This window comes from Streptomyces sp. NBC_00523, assembly GCF_036346615.1.
Classification (GTDB): Bacteria; Actinomycetota; Actinomycetes; order Streptomycetales; family Streptomycetaceae; genus Streptomyces.
Window position 1 is genome coordinate 4,416,197 of sequence record NZ_CP107836.1, and the last position, 16,809, is coordinate 4,433,005.

At 66.2% G+C, this 16,809-nt stretch carries 30 protein-coding genes; all 30 read left to right on the forward strand.

Translation table 11 applies throughout. The features are described from left to right. Window positions 1-473 precede the first annotated feature (473 nt). The 30 genes from rpsJ to rplQ all read left to right on the forward strand — a co-directional run bounded on the left by rpsJ (window position 474) and on the right by rplQ (window position 16,804). Window positions 474-782 (forward strand): 30S ribosomal protein S10, encoded by a 309-nt coding sequence (gene rpsJ, locus OHS17_RS20160; RefSeq protein ID WP_003948644.1) that lies wholly within the window; start codon window positions 474-476, stop codon window positions 780-782. A gap of 14 nt (window positions 783-796) precedes the next feature. After that, window positions 797-1,441 (forward strand): 50S ribosomal protein L3, encoded by a 645-nt coding sequence (gene rplC / locus OHS17_RS20165; protein ID WP_018101228.1) that lies wholly within the window; start codon window positions 797-799, stop codon window positions 1,439-1,441. A gap of 4 nt (window positions 1,442-1,445) precedes the next feature. Further along, window positions 1,446-2,096 (forward strand): 50S ribosomal protein L4, encoded by a 651-nt coding sequence (gene rplD / locus OHS17_RS20170; protein ID WP_018101227.1) that lies wholly within the window; start codon window positions 1,446-1,448, stop codon window positions 2,094-2,096. After that, entirely contained in the window at window positions 2,096-2,419 is a 324-nt protein-coding gene (gene rplW / locus OHS17_RS20175; protein WP_018101226.1) for a 50S ribosomal protein L23, read from the forward strand. The genes rplD and rplW overlap by 1 nt, the downstream gene beginning before the upstream one ends. Before the next feature lie 38 nt (window positions 2,420-2,457). After that, complete coding sequence (rplB, locus tag OHS17_RS20180; protein ID WP_018101225.1) at window positions 2,458-3,294, forward strand: 50S ribosomal protein L2; 837 nt, start codon at window positions 2,458-2,460, stop codon at window positions 3,292-3,294. 12 nt (window positions 3,295-3,306) lie between these two features. After that, on the forward strand, window positions 3,307-3,588 hold the full coding sequence (gene rpsS, locus OHS17_RS20185; RefSeq protein ID WP_018101224.1) for a 30S ribosomal protein S19: 282 nt from the start codon (window positions 3,307-3,309) through the stop codon (window positions 3,586-3,588). Between the two features lie 40 nt (window positions 3,589-3,628). After that, window positions 3,629-3,976, forward strand: coding sequence for a 50S ribosomal protein L22 (gene rplV, locus OHS17_RS20190; RefSeq protein WP_004571827.1), 348 nt, complete (start codon window positions 3,629-3,631; stop codon window positions 3,974-3,976). Further along, the gene (gene rpsC / locus OHS17_RS20195) at window positions 3,976-4,812 is read left to right on the forward strand and encodes a 30S ribosomal protein S3 (protein ID WP_018101223.1); all 837 of its coding nucleotides are present in this window, start codon (window positions 3,976-3,978) and stop codon (window positions 4,810-4,812) included. Before rplV ends, rpsC begins: the two co-directional genes overlap by 1 nt. Window positions 4,813-4,817: 5 nt before the next feature. Next, the gene (rplP, locus tag OHS17_RS20200) at window positions 4,818-5,237 is read left to right on the forward strand and encodes a 50S ribosomal protein L16 (RefSeq protein WP_018101222.1); all 420 of its coding nucleotides are present in this window, start codon (window positions 4,818-4,820) and stop codon (window positions 5,235-5,237) included. Beyond that, entirely contained in the window at window positions 5,237-5,461 is a 225-nt protein-coding gene (rpmC, locus tag OHS17_RS20205) for a 50S ribosomal protein L29 (protein ID WP_014047786.1), read from the forward strand. The genes rplP and rpmC overlap by 1 nt, the downstream gene beginning before the upstream one ends. Further along, the gene (gene rpsQ / locus OHS17_RS20210; protein WP_018101221.1) at window positions 5,461-5,748 is read left to right on the forward strand and encodes a 30S ribosomal protein S17; all 288 of its coding nucleotides are present in this window, start codon (window positions 5,461-5,463) and stop codon (window positions 5,746-5,748) included. The genes rpmC and rpsQ overlap by 1 nt, the downstream gene beginning before the upstream one ends. A gap of 101 nt (window positions 5,749-5,849) precedes the next feature. Next, a complete protein-coding gene (gene rplN, locus OHS17_RS20215; protein WP_003966950.1) occupies window positions 5,850-6,218 on the forward strand; it encodes a 50S ribosomal protein L14 in 369 nt (122 codons plus the stop codon). Between the two features lie 2 nt (window positions 6,219-6,220). Then, window positions 6,221-6,544 (forward strand): 50S ribosomal protein L24, encoded by a 324-nt coding sequence (rplX, locus tag OHS17_RS20220; RefSeq protein WP_003966949.1) that lies wholly within the window; start codon window positions 6,221-6,223, stop codon window positions 6,542-6,544. Continuing rightward, on the forward strand, window positions 6,544-7,101 hold the full coding sequence (rplE, locus tag OHS17_RS20225) for a 50S ribosomal protein L5 (RefSeq protein ID WP_018101220.1): 558 nt from the start codon (window positions 6,544-6,546) through the stop codon (window positions 7,099-7,101). Before rplX ends, rplE begins: the two co-directional genes overlap by 1 nt. A gap of 2 nt (window positions 7,102-7,103) precedes the next feature. Further along, window positions 7,104-7,289 carry a type Z 30S ribosomal protein S14 gene (locus OHS17_RS20230; protein WP_003948630.1) on the forward strand — a complete coding sequence of 62 codons (186 nt, stop codon included), beginning with the start codon at window positions 7,104-7,106 and terminating at the stop codon, window positions 7,287-7,289. A gap of 224 nt (window positions 7,290-7,513) precedes the next feature. Beyond that, complete coding sequence (rpsH, locus tag OHS17_RS20235) at window positions 7,514-7,912, forward strand: 30S ribosomal protein S8 (protein ID WP_164399965.1); 399 nt, start codon at window positions 7,514-7,516, stop codon at window positions 7,910-7,912. Window positions 7,913-7,933: 21 nt separating this feature from the next. After that, a complete protein-coding gene (rplF, locus tag OHS17_RS20240) occupies window positions 7,934-8,473 on the forward strand; it encodes a 50S ribosomal protein L6 (RefSeq protein WP_018101218.1) in 540 nt (179 codons plus the stop codon). Window positions 8,474-8,475: 2 nt separating this feature from the next. Then, window positions 8,476-8,859, forward strand: coding sequence for a 50S ribosomal protein L18 (gene rplR / locus OHS17_RS20245; protein ID WP_018101217.1), 384 nt, complete (start codon window positions 8,476-8,478; stop codon window positions 8,857-8,859). 46 nt (window positions 8,860-8,905) lie between these two features. Beyond that, entirely contained in the window at window positions 8,906-9,511 is a 606-nt protein-coding gene (gene rpsE / locus OHS17_RS20250; protein ID WP_018101216.1) for a 30S ribosomal protein S5, read from the forward strand. Then, window positions 9,511-9,693 (forward strand): 50S ribosomal protein L30, encoded by a 183-nt coding sequence (rpmD, locus tag OHS17_RS20255; protein WP_003966943.1) that lies wholly within the window; start codon window positions 9,511-9,513, stop codon window positions 9,691-9,693. The genes rpsE and rpmD overlap by 1 nt, the downstream gene beginning before the upstream one ends. A gap of 1 nt (window position 9,694) precedes the next feature. Then, window positions 9,695-10,150 carry a 50S ribosomal protein L15 gene (rplO, locus tag OHS17_RS20260; RefSeq protein WP_018101215.1) on the forward strand — a complete coding sequence of 152 codons (456 nt, stop codon included), beginning with the start codon at window positions 9,695-9,697 and terminating at the stop codon, window positions 10,148-10,150. 225 nt (window positions 10,151-10,375) lie between these two features. Then, the gene (secY, locus tag OHS17_RS20265; protein WP_018101214.1) at window positions 10,376-11,695 is read left to right on the forward strand and encodes a preprotein translocase subunit SecY; all 1,320 of its coding nucleotides are present in this window, start codon (window positions 10,376-10,378) and stop codon (window positions 11,693-11,695) included. Then, the gene (locus tag OHS17_RS20270; protein WP_018101213.1) at window positions 11,695-12,354 is read left to right on the forward strand and encodes an adenylate kinase; all 660 of its coding nucleotides are present in this window, start codon (window positions 11,695-11,697) and stop codon (window positions 12,352-12,354) included. Before secY ends, OHS17_RS20270 begins: the two co-directional genes overlap by 1 nt. A gap of 129 nt (window positions 12,355-12,483) precedes the next feature. Then, the gene (gene map, locus OHS17_RS20275; protein WP_330313311.1) at window positions 12,484-13,320 is read left to right on the forward strand and encodes a type I methionyl aminopeptidase; all 837 of its coding nucleotides are present in this window, start codon (window positions 12,484-12,486) and stop codon (window positions 13,318-13,320) included. A 164-nt stretch (window positions 13,321-13,484) separates the two neighbouring features. Continuing rightward, on the forward strand, window positions 13,485-13,706 hold the full coding sequence (infA, locus tag OHS17_RS20280; protein ID WP_003956442.1) for a translation initiation factor IF-1: 222 nt from the start codon (window positions 13,485-13,487) through the stop codon (window positions 13,704-13,706). Between the two features lie 60 nt (window positions 13,707-13,766). Then, entirely contained in the window at window positions 13,767-13,880 is a 114-nt protein-coding gene (gene rpmJ, locus OHS17_RS20285) for a 50S ribosomal protein L36 (protein WP_003956441.1), read from the forward strand. A 191-nt stretch (window positions 13,881-14,071) separates the two neighbouring features. After that, on the forward strand, window positions 14,072-14,452 hold the full coding sequence (gene rpsM / locus OHS17_RS20290; protein ID WP_018101211.1) for a 30S ribosomal protein S13: 381 nt from the start codon (window positions 14,072-14,074) through the stop codon (window positions 14,450-14,452). A 105-nt stretch (window positions 14,453-14,557) separates the two neighbouring features. Further along, window positions 14,558-14,962, forward strand: a complete 405-nt coding sequence (gene rpsK, locus OHS17_RS20295; RefSeq protein WP_003948617.1) for a 30S ribosomal protein S11 — start codon at window positions 14,558-14,560, stop codon at window positions 14,960-14,962. Window positions 14,963-15,099: 137 nt separating this feature from the next. Further along, a complete protein-coding gene (locus OHS17_RS20300; RefSeq protein WP_003966937.1) occupies window positions 15,100-16,122 on the forward strand; it encodes a DNA-directed RNA polymerase subunit alpha in 1,023 nt (340 codons plus the stop codon). Window positions 16,123-16,327: 205 nt separating this feature from the next. After that, window positions 16,328-16,804 (forward strand): 50S ribosomal protein L17, encoded by a 477-nt coding sequence (gene rplQ / locus OHS17_RS20305; RefSeq protein ID WP_018101210.1) that lies wholly within the window; start codon window positions 16,328-16,330, stop codon window positions 16,802-16,804. Window positions 16,805-16,809 lie beyond the last annotated feature (5 nt).

The window sequence follows — 16,809 nt, forward strand, 5'->3', positions numbered from 1 at the left end:
ACTGTAGGGGCGGGCAGCACGCGCGTACGACCGAAATAACGGGGGAGGGGAGTGGGGTCCGCAGGCCCCCGATGCGCGCCTGCGTTTGACCGGACACTCGGCCGGGGTAAGATCCCCGGCCCGATTGGCCAGGCTCGCAGCCCGTATGGCACACTAGCCAGGTTGCTCGGTTGAGTGTCAATGCTGCGCGCCTCCCGCCGGGAGGACCGGAAGCGAGTCCCACAGTACTCGTCGGCCCCATGCGGGCCGGACGTACGGGAATCTTCCGGGAAGCGTAAGTGGGGCACCGGCCAGGCGCCCGGTGGGGTTTCACCCCCGGCAGCGTGGTCTTCGGCCCGCACCCCCTTGGTTGGGAAATCCTTCGGGACTTCTGCGTAGAGGGGATGCGACACGCCCGACCGCGTGGGTCGGAGGAGAAGGTACCGAACCCCGGGTTCCAGAGCGTTAAACGAGAGACAGGACTACTAGTAGCCATGGCGGGACAGAAGATCCGCATCCGGCTCAAGGCCTACGACCACGAGGTCATCGACTCCTCGGCGAAGAAGATCGTCGAGACGGTGACCCGCACTGGTGCGTCGGTCGCGGGCCCGGTGCCGCTGCCCACTGAGAAGAACGTGTACTGCGTCATCAAGTCGCCGCACAAGTACAAGGACTCTCGCGAGCACTTCGAGATGCGCACGCACAAGCGCCTCATCGACATCCTCGACCCCACGCCGAAGACGGTTGACTCGCTGATGCGCCTCGACCTGCCGGCTGGCGTCGACATCGAGATCAAGCTCTGAGGGGACGGGCCGAGATGAGCAAGAACATCAAGGGCGTCCTGGGCGAGAAGCTCGGCATGACCCAGGTCTGGGACGAGAACAACCGGGTTGTCCCGGTGACCGTCGTCAAGGCCGGTCCGTGCGTCGTGACGCAGGTCCGTACGAACGACAGCGACGGCTACGAGTCGGTGCAGATCGCCTTCGGCGAGATCGACCCGCGCAAGGTGAACAAGCCCCTCAAGGGTCACTTCGCCAAGGCCGACGTCACCCCGCGCCGCCACCTGGTGGAGATCCGCACTCCTGACGCCAGCGAGTACACGCTCGGCCAGGAGATCAATGCCGAGGTGTTCGAGTCCGGCGTCAAGGTTGACGTCACGGGCAAGAGCAAGGGCAAGGGCTTCGCCGGTGTCATGAAGCGTCACAACTTCCGGGGCCTCGGCGCCGGTCACGGCGTGCAGCGCAAGCACCGTTCCCCCGGTTCGATCGGTGGCTGCGCCACCCCTGGGCGTGTCTTCAAGGGCATGCGCATGGCCGGTCGCATGGGTAACGAGCGCGTCACCACCCAGAACCTGACCATCCACGCGGTTGACGCGGAGAAGGGTCTGCTGCTCATCAAGGGCGCGGTCCCCGGTCCGAACGGCGGCCTCGTCCTGGTCCGTACCGCGGCCAAGGGGGCTTGAGGTAATGAGCACCATTGACATCCTTTCGCCGGCAGGCGACAAGGCCGGTACCGTCGAGCTCCCCGCGGAGATCTTCGACGCGAAGACCAGCGTTCCGCTGATCCACCAGGTCGTCGTCGCACAGCTGGCAGCTGCCCGTCAGGGCACGCACAAGACCAAGCGTCGTGGCGAGGTCCGCGGTGGTGGGCGCAAGCCGTACCGCCAGAAGGGCACCGGCCGCGCGCGCCAGGGTTCGACCCGTGCGCCGCAGTTCGTCGGCGGTGGCGTCGTCCACGGCCCGCAGCCGCGTGACTACTCGCAGCGCACCCCGAAGAAGATGAAGGCCGCCGCCCTCCGCGGTGCCCTCTCCGACCGGGCGCGTCACTCCCGTATCCACGTCGTCACCGGCGTGGTCGAGGGTGGGGTCTCCACGAAGGCCGCCAAGACGCTGTTCGGCAAGATCTCGGAGCGCAAGAACGTGCTCCTGGTCGTCGACCGCAACGACGAGGCCGCGTGGCTCTCCGCACGCAACCTGCCCCAGGTGCACATCCTGGAGCCGGGCCAGCTGAACACGTACGACGTGATCGTCTCTGACGACGTGGTCTTCACCCAGGCCGCCTTCGAGTCCTTCGTGTCTGGCCCCCAGACCGCTGAGACCGAAGGGAGCGACGCCTGATGAGCGAGGCGACCGTTACCAGCAAGACCTACGACGACCCGCGCGACGTTCTCGTCAAGCCGGTTGTCTCGGAGAAGAGCTACGCGCTGCTCGACGAGAACAAGTACACGTTCATCGTCGCGCCGGGCTCCAACAAGACCCAGATCAAGCAGGCCGTGGAAGCGGTCTTCTCGGTCAAGGTCACCGGGGTCAACACGATCAACCGCCAGGGCAAGCGCAAGCGCACCAAGAGCGGTTTCGGCAAGCGCGCTGACACCAAGCGCGCCATCGTGACCCTCGCTGAGGGCGACCGTATCGACATCTTCGGCGGCCCGACCTCCTAGTGAGGCCGAGTCGTCCGGAATCGGACGAGGACTGAGAAATGGGTATCCGCAAGTACAAGCCGACGACCCCGGGCCGTCGTGGCTCCAGCGTCGCCGACTTTGTCGAGATCACGCGGTCCACGCCGGAGAAGTCGCTGGTCCGCCCCCTGCACAACAAGGGCGGCCGTAACAACACCGGTCGTGTGACCGTTCGCCACCAGGGTGGTGGCCACAAGCGCGCCTACCGCGTGATCGACTTCCGTCGTCACGACAAGGACGGCGTGCCGGCCAAGGTCGCGCACATCGAGTACGACCCCAACCGCACCGCGCGCATCGCGCTCCTGCACTACGCGGACGGCGAGAAGCGCTACATCATCGCGCCGCGTGGCCTGGGCCAGGGCGACCGTGTCGAGAACGGCCCGGCCGCCGACATCAAGCCCGGCAACAACCTGGCGCTGCGCAACATCCCGGTCGGTACGACCATCCACGCCATCGAGCTGCGGCCCGGCGGCGGCGCGAAGTTCGCCCGCTCCGCGGGTGCCTCCGTGCAGCTGCTGGCGAAGGAGGGCACCATGGCCCACCTTCGTATGCCGTCGGGTGAGATCCGCCTGGTCGACGCCCGCTGCCGCGCCACCATCGGCGAGGTCGGCAACGCCGAGCAGTCGAACATCAACTGGGGCAAGGCCGGCCGTATGCGGTGGAAGGGCGTCCGCCCGACCGTCCGTGGTGTCGTGATGAACCCGGTCGACCACCCGCACGGTGGTGGTGAGGGTAAGACCTCCGGTGGCCGTCACCCGGTTTCGCCGTGGGGTAAGAAGGAAGGTCGTACTCGTTCGCCCAAGAAGGCGTCGAACAAGTACATCGTCCGCCGCCGCAAGACGAACAAGAAGCGCTAGGAGCGGGTTTAGATGCCGCGCAGTCTCAAGAAGGGGCCCTTCGTCGACGGCCACCTCGCCAAGAAGGTGGACGTACAGAACGAGGCCGGCACCAAGAACGTCATCAAGACCTGGTCCCGTCGCTCGATGATCGTCCCGGCCATGCTGGGTCACACCATCGCGGTGCACAACGGCAAGATCCACGTCCCGGTGTTCGTCACCGAGTCGATGGTCGGCCACAAGCTCGGCGAGTTCTCGCCGACTCGCACCTTCCGCGGCCACGTCAAGGACGACCGGAAGTCGAAGCGCCGCTAACGCGGGGTGACTGACTATGACTTACACCGAAGGGACAACCATGGAAGCCAGGGCCCAGGCGCGGTACATCCGCGTCACGCCCATGAAGGCCCGCCGCGTGGTGGACCTCATCCGTGGCATGGATGCCACGGAGGCTCAGGCGGTCCTGCGTTTCGCCCCGCAGGCCGCGAGCGTGCCGGTCGGCAAGGTGCTGGACAGCGCCATTGCCAACGCCGCACACAACTACGACCACACCGACGCCTCTTCGCTGGTCATCAGCGAGGCGTACGTGGATGAGGGCCCGACCCTGAAGCGGTTCCGTCCGCGTGCTCAGGGCCGTGCCTACCGGATCCGTAAGCGGACCAGCCACATCACCGTGGTCGTCAGCAGCAAGGAAGGAACCCGGTAATGGGCCAGAAGGTAAACCCGCACGGGTTCCGGCTCGGCATCACCACGGACTTCAAGTCCCGCTGGTACGCCGACAAGCTGTACAAGGACTACGTCAAGGAAGACGTCGCCATTCGTCGCATGATGACGAAGGGCATGGAGCGCGCCGGCATCTCGAAGGTTGAGATCGAGCGCACCCGCGACCGCGTCCGCGTCGACATCCACACCGCTCGCCCGGGCATCGTCATCGGCCGCCGCGGCGCCGAGGCCGACCGCATCCGCGGCGAGCTGGAGAAGCTGACCGGCAAGCAGGTCCAGCTGAACATCCTCGAGGTCAAGAACCCCGAGGTGGACGCTCAGCTGGTGGCCCAGGCCGTCGCCGAGCAGCTCTCCTCCCGCGTCTCCTTCCGTCGTGCCATGCGCAAGAGCATGCAGAGCACGATGAAGGCCGGCGCCAAGGGCATCAAGGTCCAGTGCGGCGGTCGCCTCGGCGGCGCCGAGATGTCCCGCTCGGAGTTCTACCGCGAGGGCCGTGTGCCCCTGCACACGCTCCGCGCGAACGTCGACTACGGCTTCTTCGAGGCCAAGACGACCTTCGGCCGCATCGGCGTGAAGGTCTGGATCTACAAGGGCGACGTCAAGAACATCGCCGAGGTCCGCGCCGAGAACGCTGCTGCCCGTGCGGGCAACCGCCCGGCCCGTGGCGGCGCTGACCGCCCGGCCGGCCGCGGTGGCCGCGGTGGCGAGCGTGGCGGTCGCGGCCGTAAGCCGCAGCAGTCGGCTCCGGCCGCCGAGGCCCCCAAGGCCGAGGCGACCGCCGCTGCTCCGGCTGCTGAGAGCACCGGAACGGAGGCCTGACCGAAATGCTGATCCCCCGTAGGGTCAAGCACCGCAAGCAGCACCACCCGAAGCGCAGCGGCATGTCCAAGGGTGGCACGCAGGTTGCGTTCGGCGAGTACGGCATCCAGGCGCTGACCCCGGCGTACGTGACGAACCGTCAGATCGAGTCCGCTCGTATCGCCATGACGCGTCACATCAAGCGTGGCGGCAAGGTCTGGATCAACATCTACCCGGACCGTCCCCTCACCAAGAAGCCTGCCGAGACCCGCATGGGTTCCGGTAAGGGTTCCCCGGAGTGGTGGATCGCCAACGTCAAGCCCGGACGCGTCATGTTCGAGCTGTCGTACCCCAACGAGAAGATCGCCCGTGAGGCGCTGACTCGTGCGGCCCACAAGCTGCCGATGAAGTGCCGGATCGTCAAGCGCGAGGCAGGTGAAGCGTGATGTCGGCCGGTACCAAGGCGTCCGAGCTGCGCGAGCTGGGCAACGAGGAGCTCCTCAACAAGCTCCGCGAGGCCAAGGAAGAGCTGTTCAACCTCCGCTTTCAGGCGGCGACGGGCCAGCTCGAGAACCACGGTCGGCTCAAGTCCGTCCGTAAGGACATCGCCCGGATCTACACCCTGATGCGCGAGCGCGAGCTCGGTATCGAGACGGTGGAGAGCGTCTGATGAGCGAGAAGACTGTGACTGAGAGCAAGACCGCCGAGCGCGGCTTCCGCAAGACCCGCGAGGGCCTCGTCGTCAGCGACAAGATGGACAAGACCGTCGTCGTCGCCGTCGAGGACCGCGTGAAGCACGCGCTGTACGGCAAGGTCATCCGCCGTACGAACAAGCTCAAGGCCCACGACGAGCAGAACGCCGCCGGCGTCGGCGACCGCGTCCTCCTGATGGAGACCCGGCCGCTGTCCGCCACGAAGCGGTGGCGCATCGTCGAGATCCTCGAGAAGGCCAAGTAATTCCTGAGGGGACTTCCCCTCAGGTCAGTTCCGCCAGGCTCGGCAGGGGCTCCCGTTAGCGGGGCCCCTGCCGGGAACCGGCAGACGATCAGGAGATAGACGTGATCCAGCAGGAGTCGCGACTGCGTGTCGCCGACAACACGGGTGCGAAGGAAATTCTCACCATCCGTGTTCTCGGTGGCTCGGGTCGCCGCTACGCGGGCATCGGTGACGTCATCGTCGCCACCGTCAAGGACGCGATCCCCGGTGGCAACGTGAAGAAGGGTGACGTCGTCAAGGCGGTCATCGTTCGCACCGTCAAGGAGCGTCGTCGCCAGGATGGCTCGTACATCCGCTTCGACGAGAACGCCGCCGTCATTCTGAAGAACGACGGCGACCCCCGCGGCACCCGTATCTTCGGCCCGGTGGGCCGTGAGCTGCGCGAGAAGAAGTTCATGAAGATCATCTCGCTCGCGCCGGAGGTGCTGTAAGCATGAAGATCAAGAAGGGCGACCTGGTACAGGTCATCACCGGTAAGGACAAGGGCAAGCAGGGCAAGGTCATCGTGGCCTACCCCGCTCAGGACCGCGTCCTCGTCGAGGGTGTCAACCGGGTCAAGAAGCACACCAAGGCCGGCCAGACCGCTCGCGGTTCGCAGACCGGTGGCATTGTGACGACCGAGGCCCCGATCCACGTCAGCAACGTGCAGCTGGTTGTTGAGAAGGACGGCAACAAGGTCGTTACTCGCGTCGGCTACCGCTTTGACGACGAGGGCAACAAGATCCGTGTTGCCAAGCGCACCGGTGAGGACATCTGATGACTACCACCACCGCGCCGCGTCTCAAGACGCGCTACCGCGAGGAAATCGCCGGCAAGCTGCGTGAGGAGTTCTCCTACGAGAACGTCATGCAGATTCCCGGTCTGGTCAAGATCGTGGTCAACATGGGTGTGGGCGACGCCGCCCGCGACTCCAAGCTGATCGACGGTGCCGTCAAGGACCTCACCACGATCACCGGTCAGAAGCCGGCCGTCACCAAGGCCCGCAAGTCGATCGCGCAGTTCAAGCTGCGCGAGGGGCAGCCGATCGGCTGCCACGTCACCCTCCGCGGTGACCGCATGTGGGAGTTCCTGGACCGTACGCTGTCGCTCGCGCTGCCGCGTATCCGTGACTTCCGCGGCCTGTCGCCCAAGCAGTTCGACGGCCGTGGCAACTACACCTTCGGTCTCACGGAGCAGGTCATGTTCCACGAGATCGACCAGGACAAGATCGACCGGGTCCGGGGCATGGACATCACCGTGGTCACCACGGCGACCAATGACGACGAGGGTCGTGCCCTCCTTCGTCACCTCGGCTTCCCGTTCAAGGAGAACTGACCGTGGCGAAGAAGGCTCTGATCGCTAAGGCCGCCCGTAAGCCGAAGTTCGGCGTCCGGGGTTACACCCGGTGCCAGCGCTGCGGCCGGCCCCACTCCGTCTACCGCAAGTTCGGCCTGTGCCGCGTGTGCCTTCGTGAGATGGCTCACCGTGGCGAGCTGCCGGGCGTGACCAAGAGCTCCTGGTAATTCTCCTTCGCCCTTTGGGCGTTGGGAATCACCGGAGACTCTCGGTAAGCATCTGGTCGGCAGGAGCCCGGCCCCGCATGCCGTAGGCTTGCAGGGTTGGGCGCCTGCCGCCCATGACCGACTTACTACGCCGTAGGTCCCCGCACCGCACCCGTCCCGCCTCTGAGCGGGGAGAGGGATGGCGCATACAGGAAACCCCGGCGAGAGAGGCCGAAGGCCAACTCATGACCATGACTGATCCCATCGCAGACATGCTCACGCGTCTGCGCAACGCGAACTCGGCGTACCACGACGACGTCGTGATGCCGCACAGCAAGATCAAGTCGCACATCGCGGAGATCCTCCAGCAGGAGGGCTTCATCACCGGCTGGAAGGTCGAGGACGCCGAGGTCGGCAAGAACCTCGTCCTCAACCTGAAGTTCGGTCCGAACCGCGAGCGCTCGATCGCCGGCATCAAGCGTATTTCGAAGCCGGGTCTGCGTGTCTACGCAAAGTCCACCAACCTGCCGAAGGTCCTCGGCGGCCTGGGCGTGGCGATCATCTCCACGTCCCACGGTCTCCTGACCGGCCAGCAGGCTCAGAAGAAGGGCGTAGGTGGGGAAGTCCTCGCCTACGTCTGGTAGTCGGGAACGGAGGAATAGCTCATGTCGCGAATCGGCAAGCTCCCCATCCAGGTTCCCGCCGGTGTGGACGTCACCATCGATGGCCGCACGGTCAACGTGAAGGGCCCCAAGGGCACCCTCACGCACACCGTCGCGTCGCCGATCGAGGTCACCAAGGGTGAGGACGGCGTCCTGAACGTCGTCCGCCCGAACGACGAGCGTCAGAACAAGGCCCTGCACGGCCTGTCCCGCACGCTGGTGGCGAACATGATCACCGGTGTGACCCAGGGGTACATCAAGGCGCTCGAGATCAGTGGTGTCGGTTACCGCGTCCAGGCGAAGGGCTCCAACCTGGAGTTCGCCCTGGGCTACAGCCACCCGATCCTGATCGAGGCCCCGGAGGGCATCACCTTCAAGGTGGAGACCCCCACGAAGTTCACCGTCGAGGGCATCGACAAGCAGAAGGTCGGCGAGACCGCGGCCAAGATCCGCAAGCTGCGGAAGCCTGACCCGTACAAGGCCAAGGGCGTCAAGTACGCCGGCGAGGTCATCCGCCGCAAGGTCGGAAAGGCTGGTAAGTAGCCATGGCATACGGCGTGAAGATCGCCAAGGGCGACGCGTACAAGCGCGCGGCTCGCAAGCGGCGCCACATCCGCGTCCGCAAGCACATCTCCGGTTCGCCGGAGCGTCCGCGCCTGGTCGTGACCCGCTCCAACCGCCACATGGTCGCCCAGATCATCGACGACATCGCGGGCCACACGCTCGCGTCGGCGTCGACCCTGGACGTCTCCATCCGTGGCGGCGAGGGCGACAAGAGCAGCCAGGCCAAGCAGGTCGGCGCCCTGGTCGCCGAGCGTGCCAAGGCCGCAGGCGTCGAGGCCGTCGTGTTTGACCGCGGTGGTAACCAGTACGCCGGGCGGATTGCCGCTCTGGCTGACGCCGCCCGTGAAGCCGGGCTGAAGTTCTAGCCCCGGTTCCTACGCACAGCGGACGTAACAGAGAGAGGTAAATCCAATGGCTGGACCCCAGCGCCGCGGAAGCGGTGCCGGTGGCGGCGAGCGGCGGGACCGGAAGGGCCGTGACGGCGGCGCTGCCGCCGCCGAGAAGACCGCGTACGTCGAGCGCGTCGTCGCGATCAACCGAGTCGCCAAGGTTGTGAAGGGTGGTCGTCGCTTCAGCTTCACCGCGCTGGTCGTGGTGGGCGATGGTGACGGCACCGTCGGTGTCGGTTACGGCAAGGCCAAGGAAGTTCCCGCGGCCATCGCCAAGGGCGTGGAAGAGGCCAAGAAGAACTTCTTCAAGGTCCCGCGCATCCAGGGCACCATCCCTCACCCGATCCAGGGTGAGAAGGCTGCGGGCGTCGTCCTGCTCAAGCCGGCTTCCCCCGGTACCGGTGTGATCGCCGGTGGCCCGGTGCGCGCCGTTCTCGAGTGCGCCGGCGTCCACGACATCCTGTCGAAGTCGCTCGGGTCCTCGAACCCGATCAACATCGTGCACGCGACCGTGGCGGCCCTCCAGGGCCTGCAGCGTCCCGAGGAGATCGCGGCCCGCCGCGGTCTGCCCCTCGAGGACGTCGCCCCCGCGGCCCTGCTTCGTGCGCGTGCGGGAGCGGGTGCGTAATGGCCCGTCTCAAGATCACGCAGACGAAGTCGTACATCGGCAGCAAGCAGAACCACCGCGACACCCTGCGTTCGCTCGGGCTCAAGCGCCTGAACGACTCGGTTGTCAAGGAGGACCGCCCCGAGTTCCGCGGCATGGTGCACACCGTCCGCCACCTCGTGACGGTTGAGGAGGTCGACTGACATGGCGGAGAACAAGCCGCTGAAGGCGCATGACCTCCGGCCTGCCCCGGGTGCCAAGACCGCCAAGACCCGTGTGGGTCGTGGTGAGGCGTCCAAGGGTAAGACCGCTGGTCGTGGTACCAAGGGCACCAAGGCCCGTTACCAGGTTCCGCAGCGCTTCGAGGGTGGGCAGATGCCCCTCCACATGCGTCTGCCGAAGCTCAAGGGCTTCAAGAACCCGTTCCGCACGGAGTACCAGGTCGTGAACCTGGACAAGCTCGCGACGCTCTACCCCGAGGGTGGAGAGGTCACGGTGGCCGACCTGGTCGCCAAGGGTGCCGTGCGCAACAACCACCTCGTCAAGGTCCTCGGACAGGGCGAGATCTCCGTGGCGCTGCAGGTTTCGGTTGACGCCGTCTCCGGCTCCGCCAAGGAGAAGATCACCGCCGCCGGCGGTACCGTCACCGAGCTCGTCTGAGACAACTCGGACACTCAGGTGACCTGAACATCCGACCGGGGATGCCCTCTCAAATGGGGCATCCCCGGTTGGTCGTTCCTAGGGGGGCATGTACGCCGGTAAGGTGGCGTCCGTTGCTGTGGTATCCCCTGGGCGCGTGCGCCTGGGCTCCTTGGCTTTCATACGTATCCGTCGATCCTCAAGACCGTCACCTCTACGCTCTGCGCGGGGGTCGCAGGAGGCACCGTGCTCACCGGCTTCGCCCGGGCGTTCAAGACGCCCGACCTGCGCAAGAAGCTGCTCTTCACTCTCGGCATCATCGTGCTCTACCGGCTCGGGGCCCACATCCCGGTTCCGGGTGTGAGCTACGAGAACGTCCAGACCTGTGTTGATCAGGCCAGCAAGGGAAACAACAGCCTCTTCGGCCTGGTGAACATGTTCAGCGGTGGTGCGCTGCTGCAGATCACGATCTTCGCGCTCGGCATCATGCCGTACATCACGGCCAGCATCATTCTCCAGCTGCTGACCGTGGTCATCCCCCGACTCGAGGCGCTCAAGAAGGAGGGCTCGTCCGGCCAGGCGAAGATCACGCAGTACACGCGTTATCTGACGGTCGCGCTCGCCATCCTCCAGGGCACCGGCCTGGTCGCCACCGCCCGCAGCGGCGCCCTGTTCAGCGGCTGCCCGGTCGCCGACCAGATCGTCCCGAACGACTCGCTGTTCACGACGATCACGATGGTCATCACGATGACCGCCGGCACCGCCGCCGTCATGTGGCTCGGTGAGCTCATCACCGACCGCGGCATCGGCAACGGCATGTCGATCCTGATGTTCATCTCGATCGCCGCGACCTTCCCGTCGGCCATGTGGGCCATCAAGACCAGCGGCAAGCTGGCGGACGGCTGGATCGAGTTCGCCACCGTCATCCTGGTCGGCTTCGTCATGGTGGCCCTCGTCGTCTTCGTCGAGCAGGCCCAGCGCCGTATCCCGGTGCAGTACGCGAAGCGCATGATCGGACGCCGTTCGTACGGCGGCACCTCCACCTACATCCCGCTGAAGGTGAACCAGGCGGGTGTGATCCCCGTCATCTTCGCTTCTTCGCTGCTCTACATCCCGGCCCTGATCGTCCAGTTCTCCAACTCCAAGGCGGGCTGGGCCATCTGGATCCAGGACAACCTGACCAAGGGCACCCACCCGTACTACATGACGGCGTACTTCCTGTTGATCGTGTTCTTCGCCTTCTTCTACGTGGCGATCTCGTTCAACCCCGAGGAAGTCGCCGACAACATGAAGAAGTATGGTGGCTTCATCCCGGGTATCCGGGCTGGTCGACCTACTGCCGAGTACCTGAGCTATGTGCTCAACAGGATCACTTGGCCGGGCTCGCTGTACCTGGGTCTGATCGCTCTGGTGCCGACGATGGCGTTGGCAAGCTTCGGTGGCGCTAACCAGAACTTCCCGTTCGGCGGGACGAGCATCCTCATCATCGTGGGTGTGGGTCTGGAGACCGTGAAGCAGATCGAGAGTCAGCTCCAGCAGCGCAATTACGAAGGGTTCCTCCGCTGATGCGAATCGTCCTCGTCGGCCCGCCGGGTGCCGGCAAGGGAACGCAGGCCGCGTACCTTGCCAAGAACCTGTCGATTCCGCACATCTCCACGGGCGATCTCTTCCGCGCCAACATCAGCCAGGGCACCGACCTTGGCAAGCAGGCCCGCGCCTACATGGACGCGGGACAGCTGGTGCCGGACGAGGTGACGATCGGGATGGCCAAGGACCGCATGTCCCAGCCGGACGCGGTCAACGGCTTCCTGCTCGACGGCTTCCCGCGCAACGTGGGTCAGGCCGAGGCTCTGGATGTGATGCTCAAGGACGAGGGCGTGAAGCTGGACGCCGTGCTCGACCTGGAGGTCCCCGAGGACGAGGTCGTGAAGCGGATCGCGGGTCGCCGCATCTGCCGCAACGACAGCGCGCACGTCTTCCACGCCACGTACAACCCGCCGAAGACCGAGGGTGTCTGCGACACCTGCGGCGGCGAGCTGTACCAGCGCGACGACGACAGCGAGGAGACGGTGCGTACCCGGCTGGAGGTCTACCACACGCAGACCGAGCCGATCATCGACTACTACCGGGCACAGGACCTGGTGGTCACCATCTCCGCGCTCGGCAAGGTCACCGATGTGACCGACCGGGCCATGGAGGCGCTGAAGAAGTCCGCGGAGGACTGAGCGCCCACTCGCGCAGTACGCAGTACAAGCCGGCCGCGGCGTCCTCGGACGCCGCGGCCGACTGCTTGCCGCCGCGTATCGTGGAAGACCCGCCCCCCGTTCACCGTCCCACCGGAAAGGCGCCGCAGCATGGTGCAGATCAAGACCCCCGAGCAGATCGCGAAGATGCGCGAGGCGGGGCTGGTGGTCGCTGCCATCCACGCGGCCACCCGTGAGGCGGCGGTGCCCGGCGCCACCACCCGCGACCTGGACCAGGTCGCCCGCAAGGTGATCGCCGACCACGGCGCGAAGTCGAACTTCCTCGGGTACGGCGGGTTCCCCGCGACCATCTGCACCTCGGTCAACGAGGTCGTCGTCCACGGCATCCCGGACGACAAGACGGTCCTCAAGGACGGCGACATCATCTCCATCGACGCCGGCGCGATCGTGGACGGCTGGCACGGCGACGCCGCGTACACCGCCTTCGTCGGTACGGGGCACGCGCCGGAGCTGGTCGAGCTCTCCCGGGTGACCGAGGAGTCGATGTGGGCCGGCATCGCCGCGATGAAGGTCAACAACCGCCTGGTCGACATCTCGAAGGCGATCGAGTCCTACATCCGCCGCCAGCCCCGCCCCGCCACCGGCAAGTACGGGATCATCGAGGACTACGGCGGGCACGGCATCGGCACCGAGATGCACATGGACCCGCACCTGCTGAACTACGTCTCCCGCAAGCGCGGCAAGGGCGTCAAGCTGGTCCCGGGCCTCTGCCTGGCCATCGAGCCGATGGTCTCGCTGGGCACCCCGCACACCGAGGTGCTGGAGGACGAGTGGACCGTCATCACGACGGACGGCACCTGGTCCTCGCACTGGGAGCACTCCATCGCCCTCACGGAGCAGGGCCCGCTGGTCCTCACCGCCCCGGACTGCGGCCGCGAGAAGCTGGCGCAGTACGGCGTCGAGGCCGCGCCGGACCCCCTGGGCTGATTGGGGTCCCCGGGGAGGTCTAAGGATCTCCCCGGATGGGCAAACTTGACGGATTCGCCTTTGGGAGTCCGCTGACGTAGACTGACTCGTCGGCTCTCGTGCATCCGTGTGTCCACATGCGGGGAACGAAAGTCGATCAAGGTAGCCGATTCGAAGGGCGAAGCGTGGCCAAGAAGCAAGGTGCCATCGAAATTGAGGGCACCGTGATCGAGTCCCTCCCGAACGCCATGTTCAAGGTGGAGCTCCAGAACGGTCACAAGGTCCTCGCGCACATCAGCGGCAAGATGCGTATGCACTACATCCGCATCCTCCCGGATGACCGGGTCGTCGTGGAGCTTTCTCCGTACGACCTGACGCGTGGCCGGATCGTCTACCGCTACAAGTAGATCTTGCCGCCGTCCGCATCCGTGCGGACGTGGGCACTGACCCGGAGAACCTGACATCCCATGAAGGTCAAGCCGAGCGTCAAGAAGATCTGCGACAAGTGCAAGGTGATCCGCCGTCACGGCCGGGTCATGGTCATCTGCGACAACCTGCGCCACAAGCAGCGCCAGGGCTGACGCACGACCCCCTGCATCTCGCAGTTCGCGCGACGCACGTAACACGTACATACGCAGAGCCCGTCCAAGCCACGGCTGACGGCACCTCCGGCGGGGGCCGGGGACCCGGACGTACCACCTCTCCCAGCGAGGGGTCGGCGGCCGGGAGTGGCTCTGCGGAAGACCCCCGACTTAACAACTGGAGCCATTGAATGGCACGCGTTTCAGGTGTTGACATCCCGCGCGAAAAGCGCGTGGAGGTTGCCCTCACCTACGTCTTCGGTATCGGGCGCACCCGGTCCAAGGAGATCCTCGCCGCCTCCGGCGTGAACCCGAACACCCGCGTTCGTGACCTGGCCGAAGAGGACCTGGTCAAGATCCGCGAGTACGTGGACGCCAACCTCCGCACCGAGGGTGACCTCCGCCGCGAGATCCAGGCCGACATCCGCCGCAAGGTCGAGATCGGCTGCTACCAGGGTCTCCGTCACCGCCGCGGTCTGCCGGTCCACGGCCAGCGCACCAGCACCAACGCTCGTACCCGCAAGGGTCCGCGTCGCGCGATCGCCGGCAAGAAGAAGCCCGGCAAGAAGTAGTCCTCAGCGGACGCACTGCGGGCGACCGGCACCCCCGGCCTCCGCAGCAACCAGCGGTCTTCGCTGTAGGACCGATCACCTCCCCTCTCCATCTGGAGTCAAGACATGCCCCCCAAGGGTCGTCAGGGCGCAGCCAAGAAGGTGCGTCGCAAGGAAAAGAAGAACGTCGCTCACGGCCACGCGCACATCAAGAGCACGTTCAACAACACGATCGTCTCGATCACGGACCCCACGGGCAACGTGATCTCCTGGGCCTCCGCCGGCCACGTCGGCTTCAAGGGCTCGCGCAAGTCCACCCCCTTCGCCGCGCAGATGGCCGCCGAGTCGGCCGCCCGCCGCGCGCAGGAGCACGGCATGCGCAAGGTCGACGTCTTCGTGAAGGGTCCGGGCTCCGGCCGCGAGACCGCGATCCGCTCCCTCCAGGCCACCGGCCTCGAGGTCGGTTCGATCCAGGACGTCACCCCGACGCCGCACAACGGCTGCCGTCCGCCGAAGCGTCGCCGCGTCTGAGTCGTCACGGCCGGTGACGGCCGTGCGCCAGTAGCGCCGGGTCCGGGCGGTACACCTCTTCTGAGGCGTACCGCCCGTACCCTTGTTACATCTGTCGGGCATCAAATAGTGGGTGCCCACGACTGAAGGATCACAGCATGCTTATCGCTCAGCGTCCGTCGCTGACCGAAGAGGTCGTCGACGAATTCCGTTCGCGCTTCGTCATCGAGCCGCTGGAGCCGGGCTTCGGCTACACGCTCGGCAACTCCCTGCGCCGCACGCTCCTCTCCTCGATTCCGGGTGCCGCTGTCACCAGCATCCGCATCGACGGTGTCCTGCACGAGTTCACCACCGTGCCGGGCGTCAAGGAGGACGTGACCGACCTCATCCTCAACATCAAGCAGCTGGTCGTCTCCTCGGAGCACGACGAGCCCGTCGTGATGTACCTGCGCAAGCAGGGCCCCGGCCTGGTCACCGCCGCGGACATCGCTCCGCCGGCCGGTGTCGAGGTGCACAACCCGGACCTCGTCCTCGCCACGCTGAACGGCAAGGGCAAGCTGGAGATGGAGCTGACCGTCGAGCGCGGTCGCGGCTACGTCTCCGCCGTCCAGAACAAGCAGGTGGGCCAGGAGATCGGCCGTATCCCGGTCGACTCCATCTACTCGCCGGTGCTCAAGGTCACGTACAAGGTCGAGGCGACCCGTGTCGAGCAGCGCACCGACTTCGACAAGCTGATCGTCGACGTCGAGACCAAGCAGGCCATGCGTCCGCGTGACGCGATGGCTTCGGCCGGTAAGACCCTGGTCGAGCTGTTCGGTCTGGCGCGCGAGCTCAACATCGACGCCGAGGGCATCGACATGGGCCCGTCGCCGACGGACGCCGCGCTCGCGGCGGACCTGGCGCTGCCGATCGAGGAGCTGGAGCTCACGGTCCGCTCGTACAACTGCCTCAAGCGCGAGGGCATCCACTCGGTGGGCGAGCTCGTGGCCCGCTCCGAGGCGGACCTGCTCGACATCCGCAACTTCGGTGCGAAGTCGATCGACGAGGTCAAGGCGAAGCTGGCCGGTATGGGCCTGGCGCTGAAGGACTCGCCTCCCGGCTTCGACCCGACCGCTGCCGCCGACGCCTTCGGCGCCGACGACGACGCGGACGCCGGTTTCGTGGAGACCGAGCAGTACTGAGTCGCCTCCCGGCTGGGGTGCGCCTGCTTGCGGGGGCGCCCCGGTCCGGGCGAGGGCCTTTGTCCTCAATCGCCGGACGGGCTTGATTCTGGGCTGATGCCCGATGTCCAGTGCGGCGACATTTCATTCTTCCGCGCGGCGGCCGCCGCGCGGGAACTGACACCGGTACCTGATACGGCCGGTGCAGCACACAAGGAGAAAACCCATGCCGAAGCCCGCCAAGGGTGCCCGTCTGGGCGGCAGCGCCGCGCACGAGAAGCTTCTTCTCAACAACCTCGCGAAGTCGCTGTTCGAGCACGGCCGCATCACCACGACCGAGGCCAAGGCCCGCCGCCTGCGTCCGGTCGCGGAGCGTTTCATCACCAAGGCGAAGAAGGGCGACATCCACAACCGTCGCCTGGTGCTGCAGTCGATCACGGACAAGGGCGTCGTCCACACGCTCTTCACCGAGATCGCCCCGCGGTACGAGAACCGCCCCGGTGGTTACACCCGCATCACCAAGATCGGCAACCGTCGTGGCGACAACGCCCCGATGGCCGTCATCGAGCTGGTCGAGGCGCTGACCGTGGCGCAGCAGGCCACCGGTGAGGCCGAGGCCGCCACCAAGCGTGCGGTCAAGGAAGACGCGGCCAAGAAGGACGAGACCCCGGTCGAGTCCGTCGAGGACGCGCAGGACGCCTGAGCGTT

Excerpts from the sequence above, each read along its gene's own strand:
- rplF (WP_018101218.1), top strand. The coding sequence starts at position 7,934 with ATGTCGCGAATCGGCAAGCTCCCCATCCAGGTTCCCGCCGGTGTGGAC.
- rpsK (WP_003948617.1), top strand. The coding sequence starts at position 14,558 with ATGCCCCCCAAGGGTCGTCAGGGCGCAGCCAAGAAGGTGCGTCGCAAG.
- rpsC (WP_018101223.1), top strand. The coding sequence starts at position 3,976 with ATGGGCCAGAAGGTAAACCCGCACGGGTTCCGGCTCGGCATCACCACG.
- rpsH (WP_164399965.1), top strand. The coding sequence starts at position 7,514 with ATGACCATGACTGATCCCATCGCAGACATGCTCACGCGTCTGCGCAAC.
- rplR (WP_018101217.1), top strand. The coding sequence starts at position 8,476 with ATGGCATACGGCGTGAAGATCGCCAAGGGCGACGCGTACAAGCGCGCG.
- rplC (WP_018101228.1), top strand. The coding sequence starts at position 797 with ATGAGCAAGAACATCAAGGGCGTCCTGGGCGAGAAGCTCGGCATGACC.
- rpsE (WP_018101216.1), top strand. The coding sequence starts at position 8,906 with ATGGCTGGACCCCAGCGCCGCGGAAGCGGTGCCGGTGGCGGCGAGCGG.
- rpmJ (WP_003956441.1), top strand. The coding sequence starts at position 13,767 with ATGAAGGTCAAGCCGAGCGTCAAGAAGATCTGCGACAAGTGCAAGGTG.
- map (WP_330313311.1), top strand. The coding sequence starts at position 12,484 with ATGGTGCAGATCAAGACCCCCGAGCAGATCGCGAAGATGCGCGAGGCG.
- rpmC (WP_014047786.1), top strand. The coding sequence starts at position 5,237 with ATGTCGGCCGGTACCAAGGCGTCCGAGCTGCGCGAGCTGGGCAACGAG.
- rpsQ (WP_018101221.1), top strand. The coding sequence starts at position 5,461 with ATGAGCGAGAAGACTGTGACTGAGAGCAAGACCGCCGAGCGCGGCTTC.
- rplV (WP_004571827.1), top strand. The coding sequence starts at position 3,629 with ATGGAAGCCAGGGCCCAGGCGCGGTACATCCGCGTCACGCCCATGAAG.
- rplB (WP_018101225.1), top strand. The coding sequence starts at position 2,458 with ATGGGTATCCGCAAGTACAAGCCGACGACCCCGGGCCGTCGTGGCTCC.
- rpsJ (WP_003948644.1), top strand. The coding sequence starts at position 474 with ATGGCGGGACAGAAGATCCGCATCCGGCTCAAGGCCTACGACCACGAG.
- rplE (WP_018101220.1), top strand. The coding sequence starts at position 6,544 with ATGACTACCACCACCGCGCCGCGTCTCAAGACGCGCTACCGCGAGGAA.
- rplW (WP_018101226.1), top strand. The coding sequence starts at position 2,096 with ATGAGCGAGGCGACCGTTACCAGCAAGACCTACGACGACCCGCGCGAC.
- rplD (WP_018101227.1), top strand. The coding sequence starts at position 1,446 with ATGAGCACCATTGACATCCTTTCGCCGGCAGGCGACAAGGCCGGTACC.
- rpsS (WP_018101224.1), top strand. The coding sequence starts at position 3,307 with ATGCCGCGCAGTCTCAAGAAGGGGCCCTTCGTCGACGGCCACCTCGCC.
- rpsM (WP_018101211.1), top strand. The coding sequence starts at position 14,072 with ATGGCACGCGTTTCAGGTGTTGACATCCCGCGCGAAAAGCGCGTGGAG.
- rplX (WP_003966949.1), top strand. The coding sequence starts at position 6,221 with ATGAAGATCAAGAAGGGCGACCTGGTACAGGTCATCACCGGTAAGGAC.
- rpmD (WP_003966943.1), top strand. The coding sequence starts at position 9,511 with ATGGCCCGTCTCAAGATCACGCAGACGAAGTCGTACATCGGCAGCAAG.
- OHS17_RS20270 (WP_018101213.1), top strand. The coding sequence starts at position 11,695 with ATGCGAATCGTCCTCGTCGGCCCGCCGGGTGCCGGCAAGGGAACGCAG.
- rplP (WP_018101222.1), top strand. The coding sequence starts at position 4,818 with ATGCTGATCCCCCGTAGGGTCAAGCACCGCAAGCAGCACCACCCGAAG.
- rplO (WP_018101215.1), top strand. The coding sequence starts at position 9,695 with ATGGCGGAGAACAAGCCGCTGAAGGCGCATGACCTCCGGCCTGCCCCG.
- rplQ (WP_018101210.1), top strand. The coding sequence starts at position 16,328 with ATGCCGAAGCCCGCCAAGGGTGCCCGTCTGGGCGGCAGCGCCGCGCAC.
- OHS17_RS20300 (WP_003966937.1), top strand. The coding sequence starts at position 15,100 with ATGCTTATCGCTCAGCGTCCGTCGCTGACCGAAGAGGTCGTCGACGAA.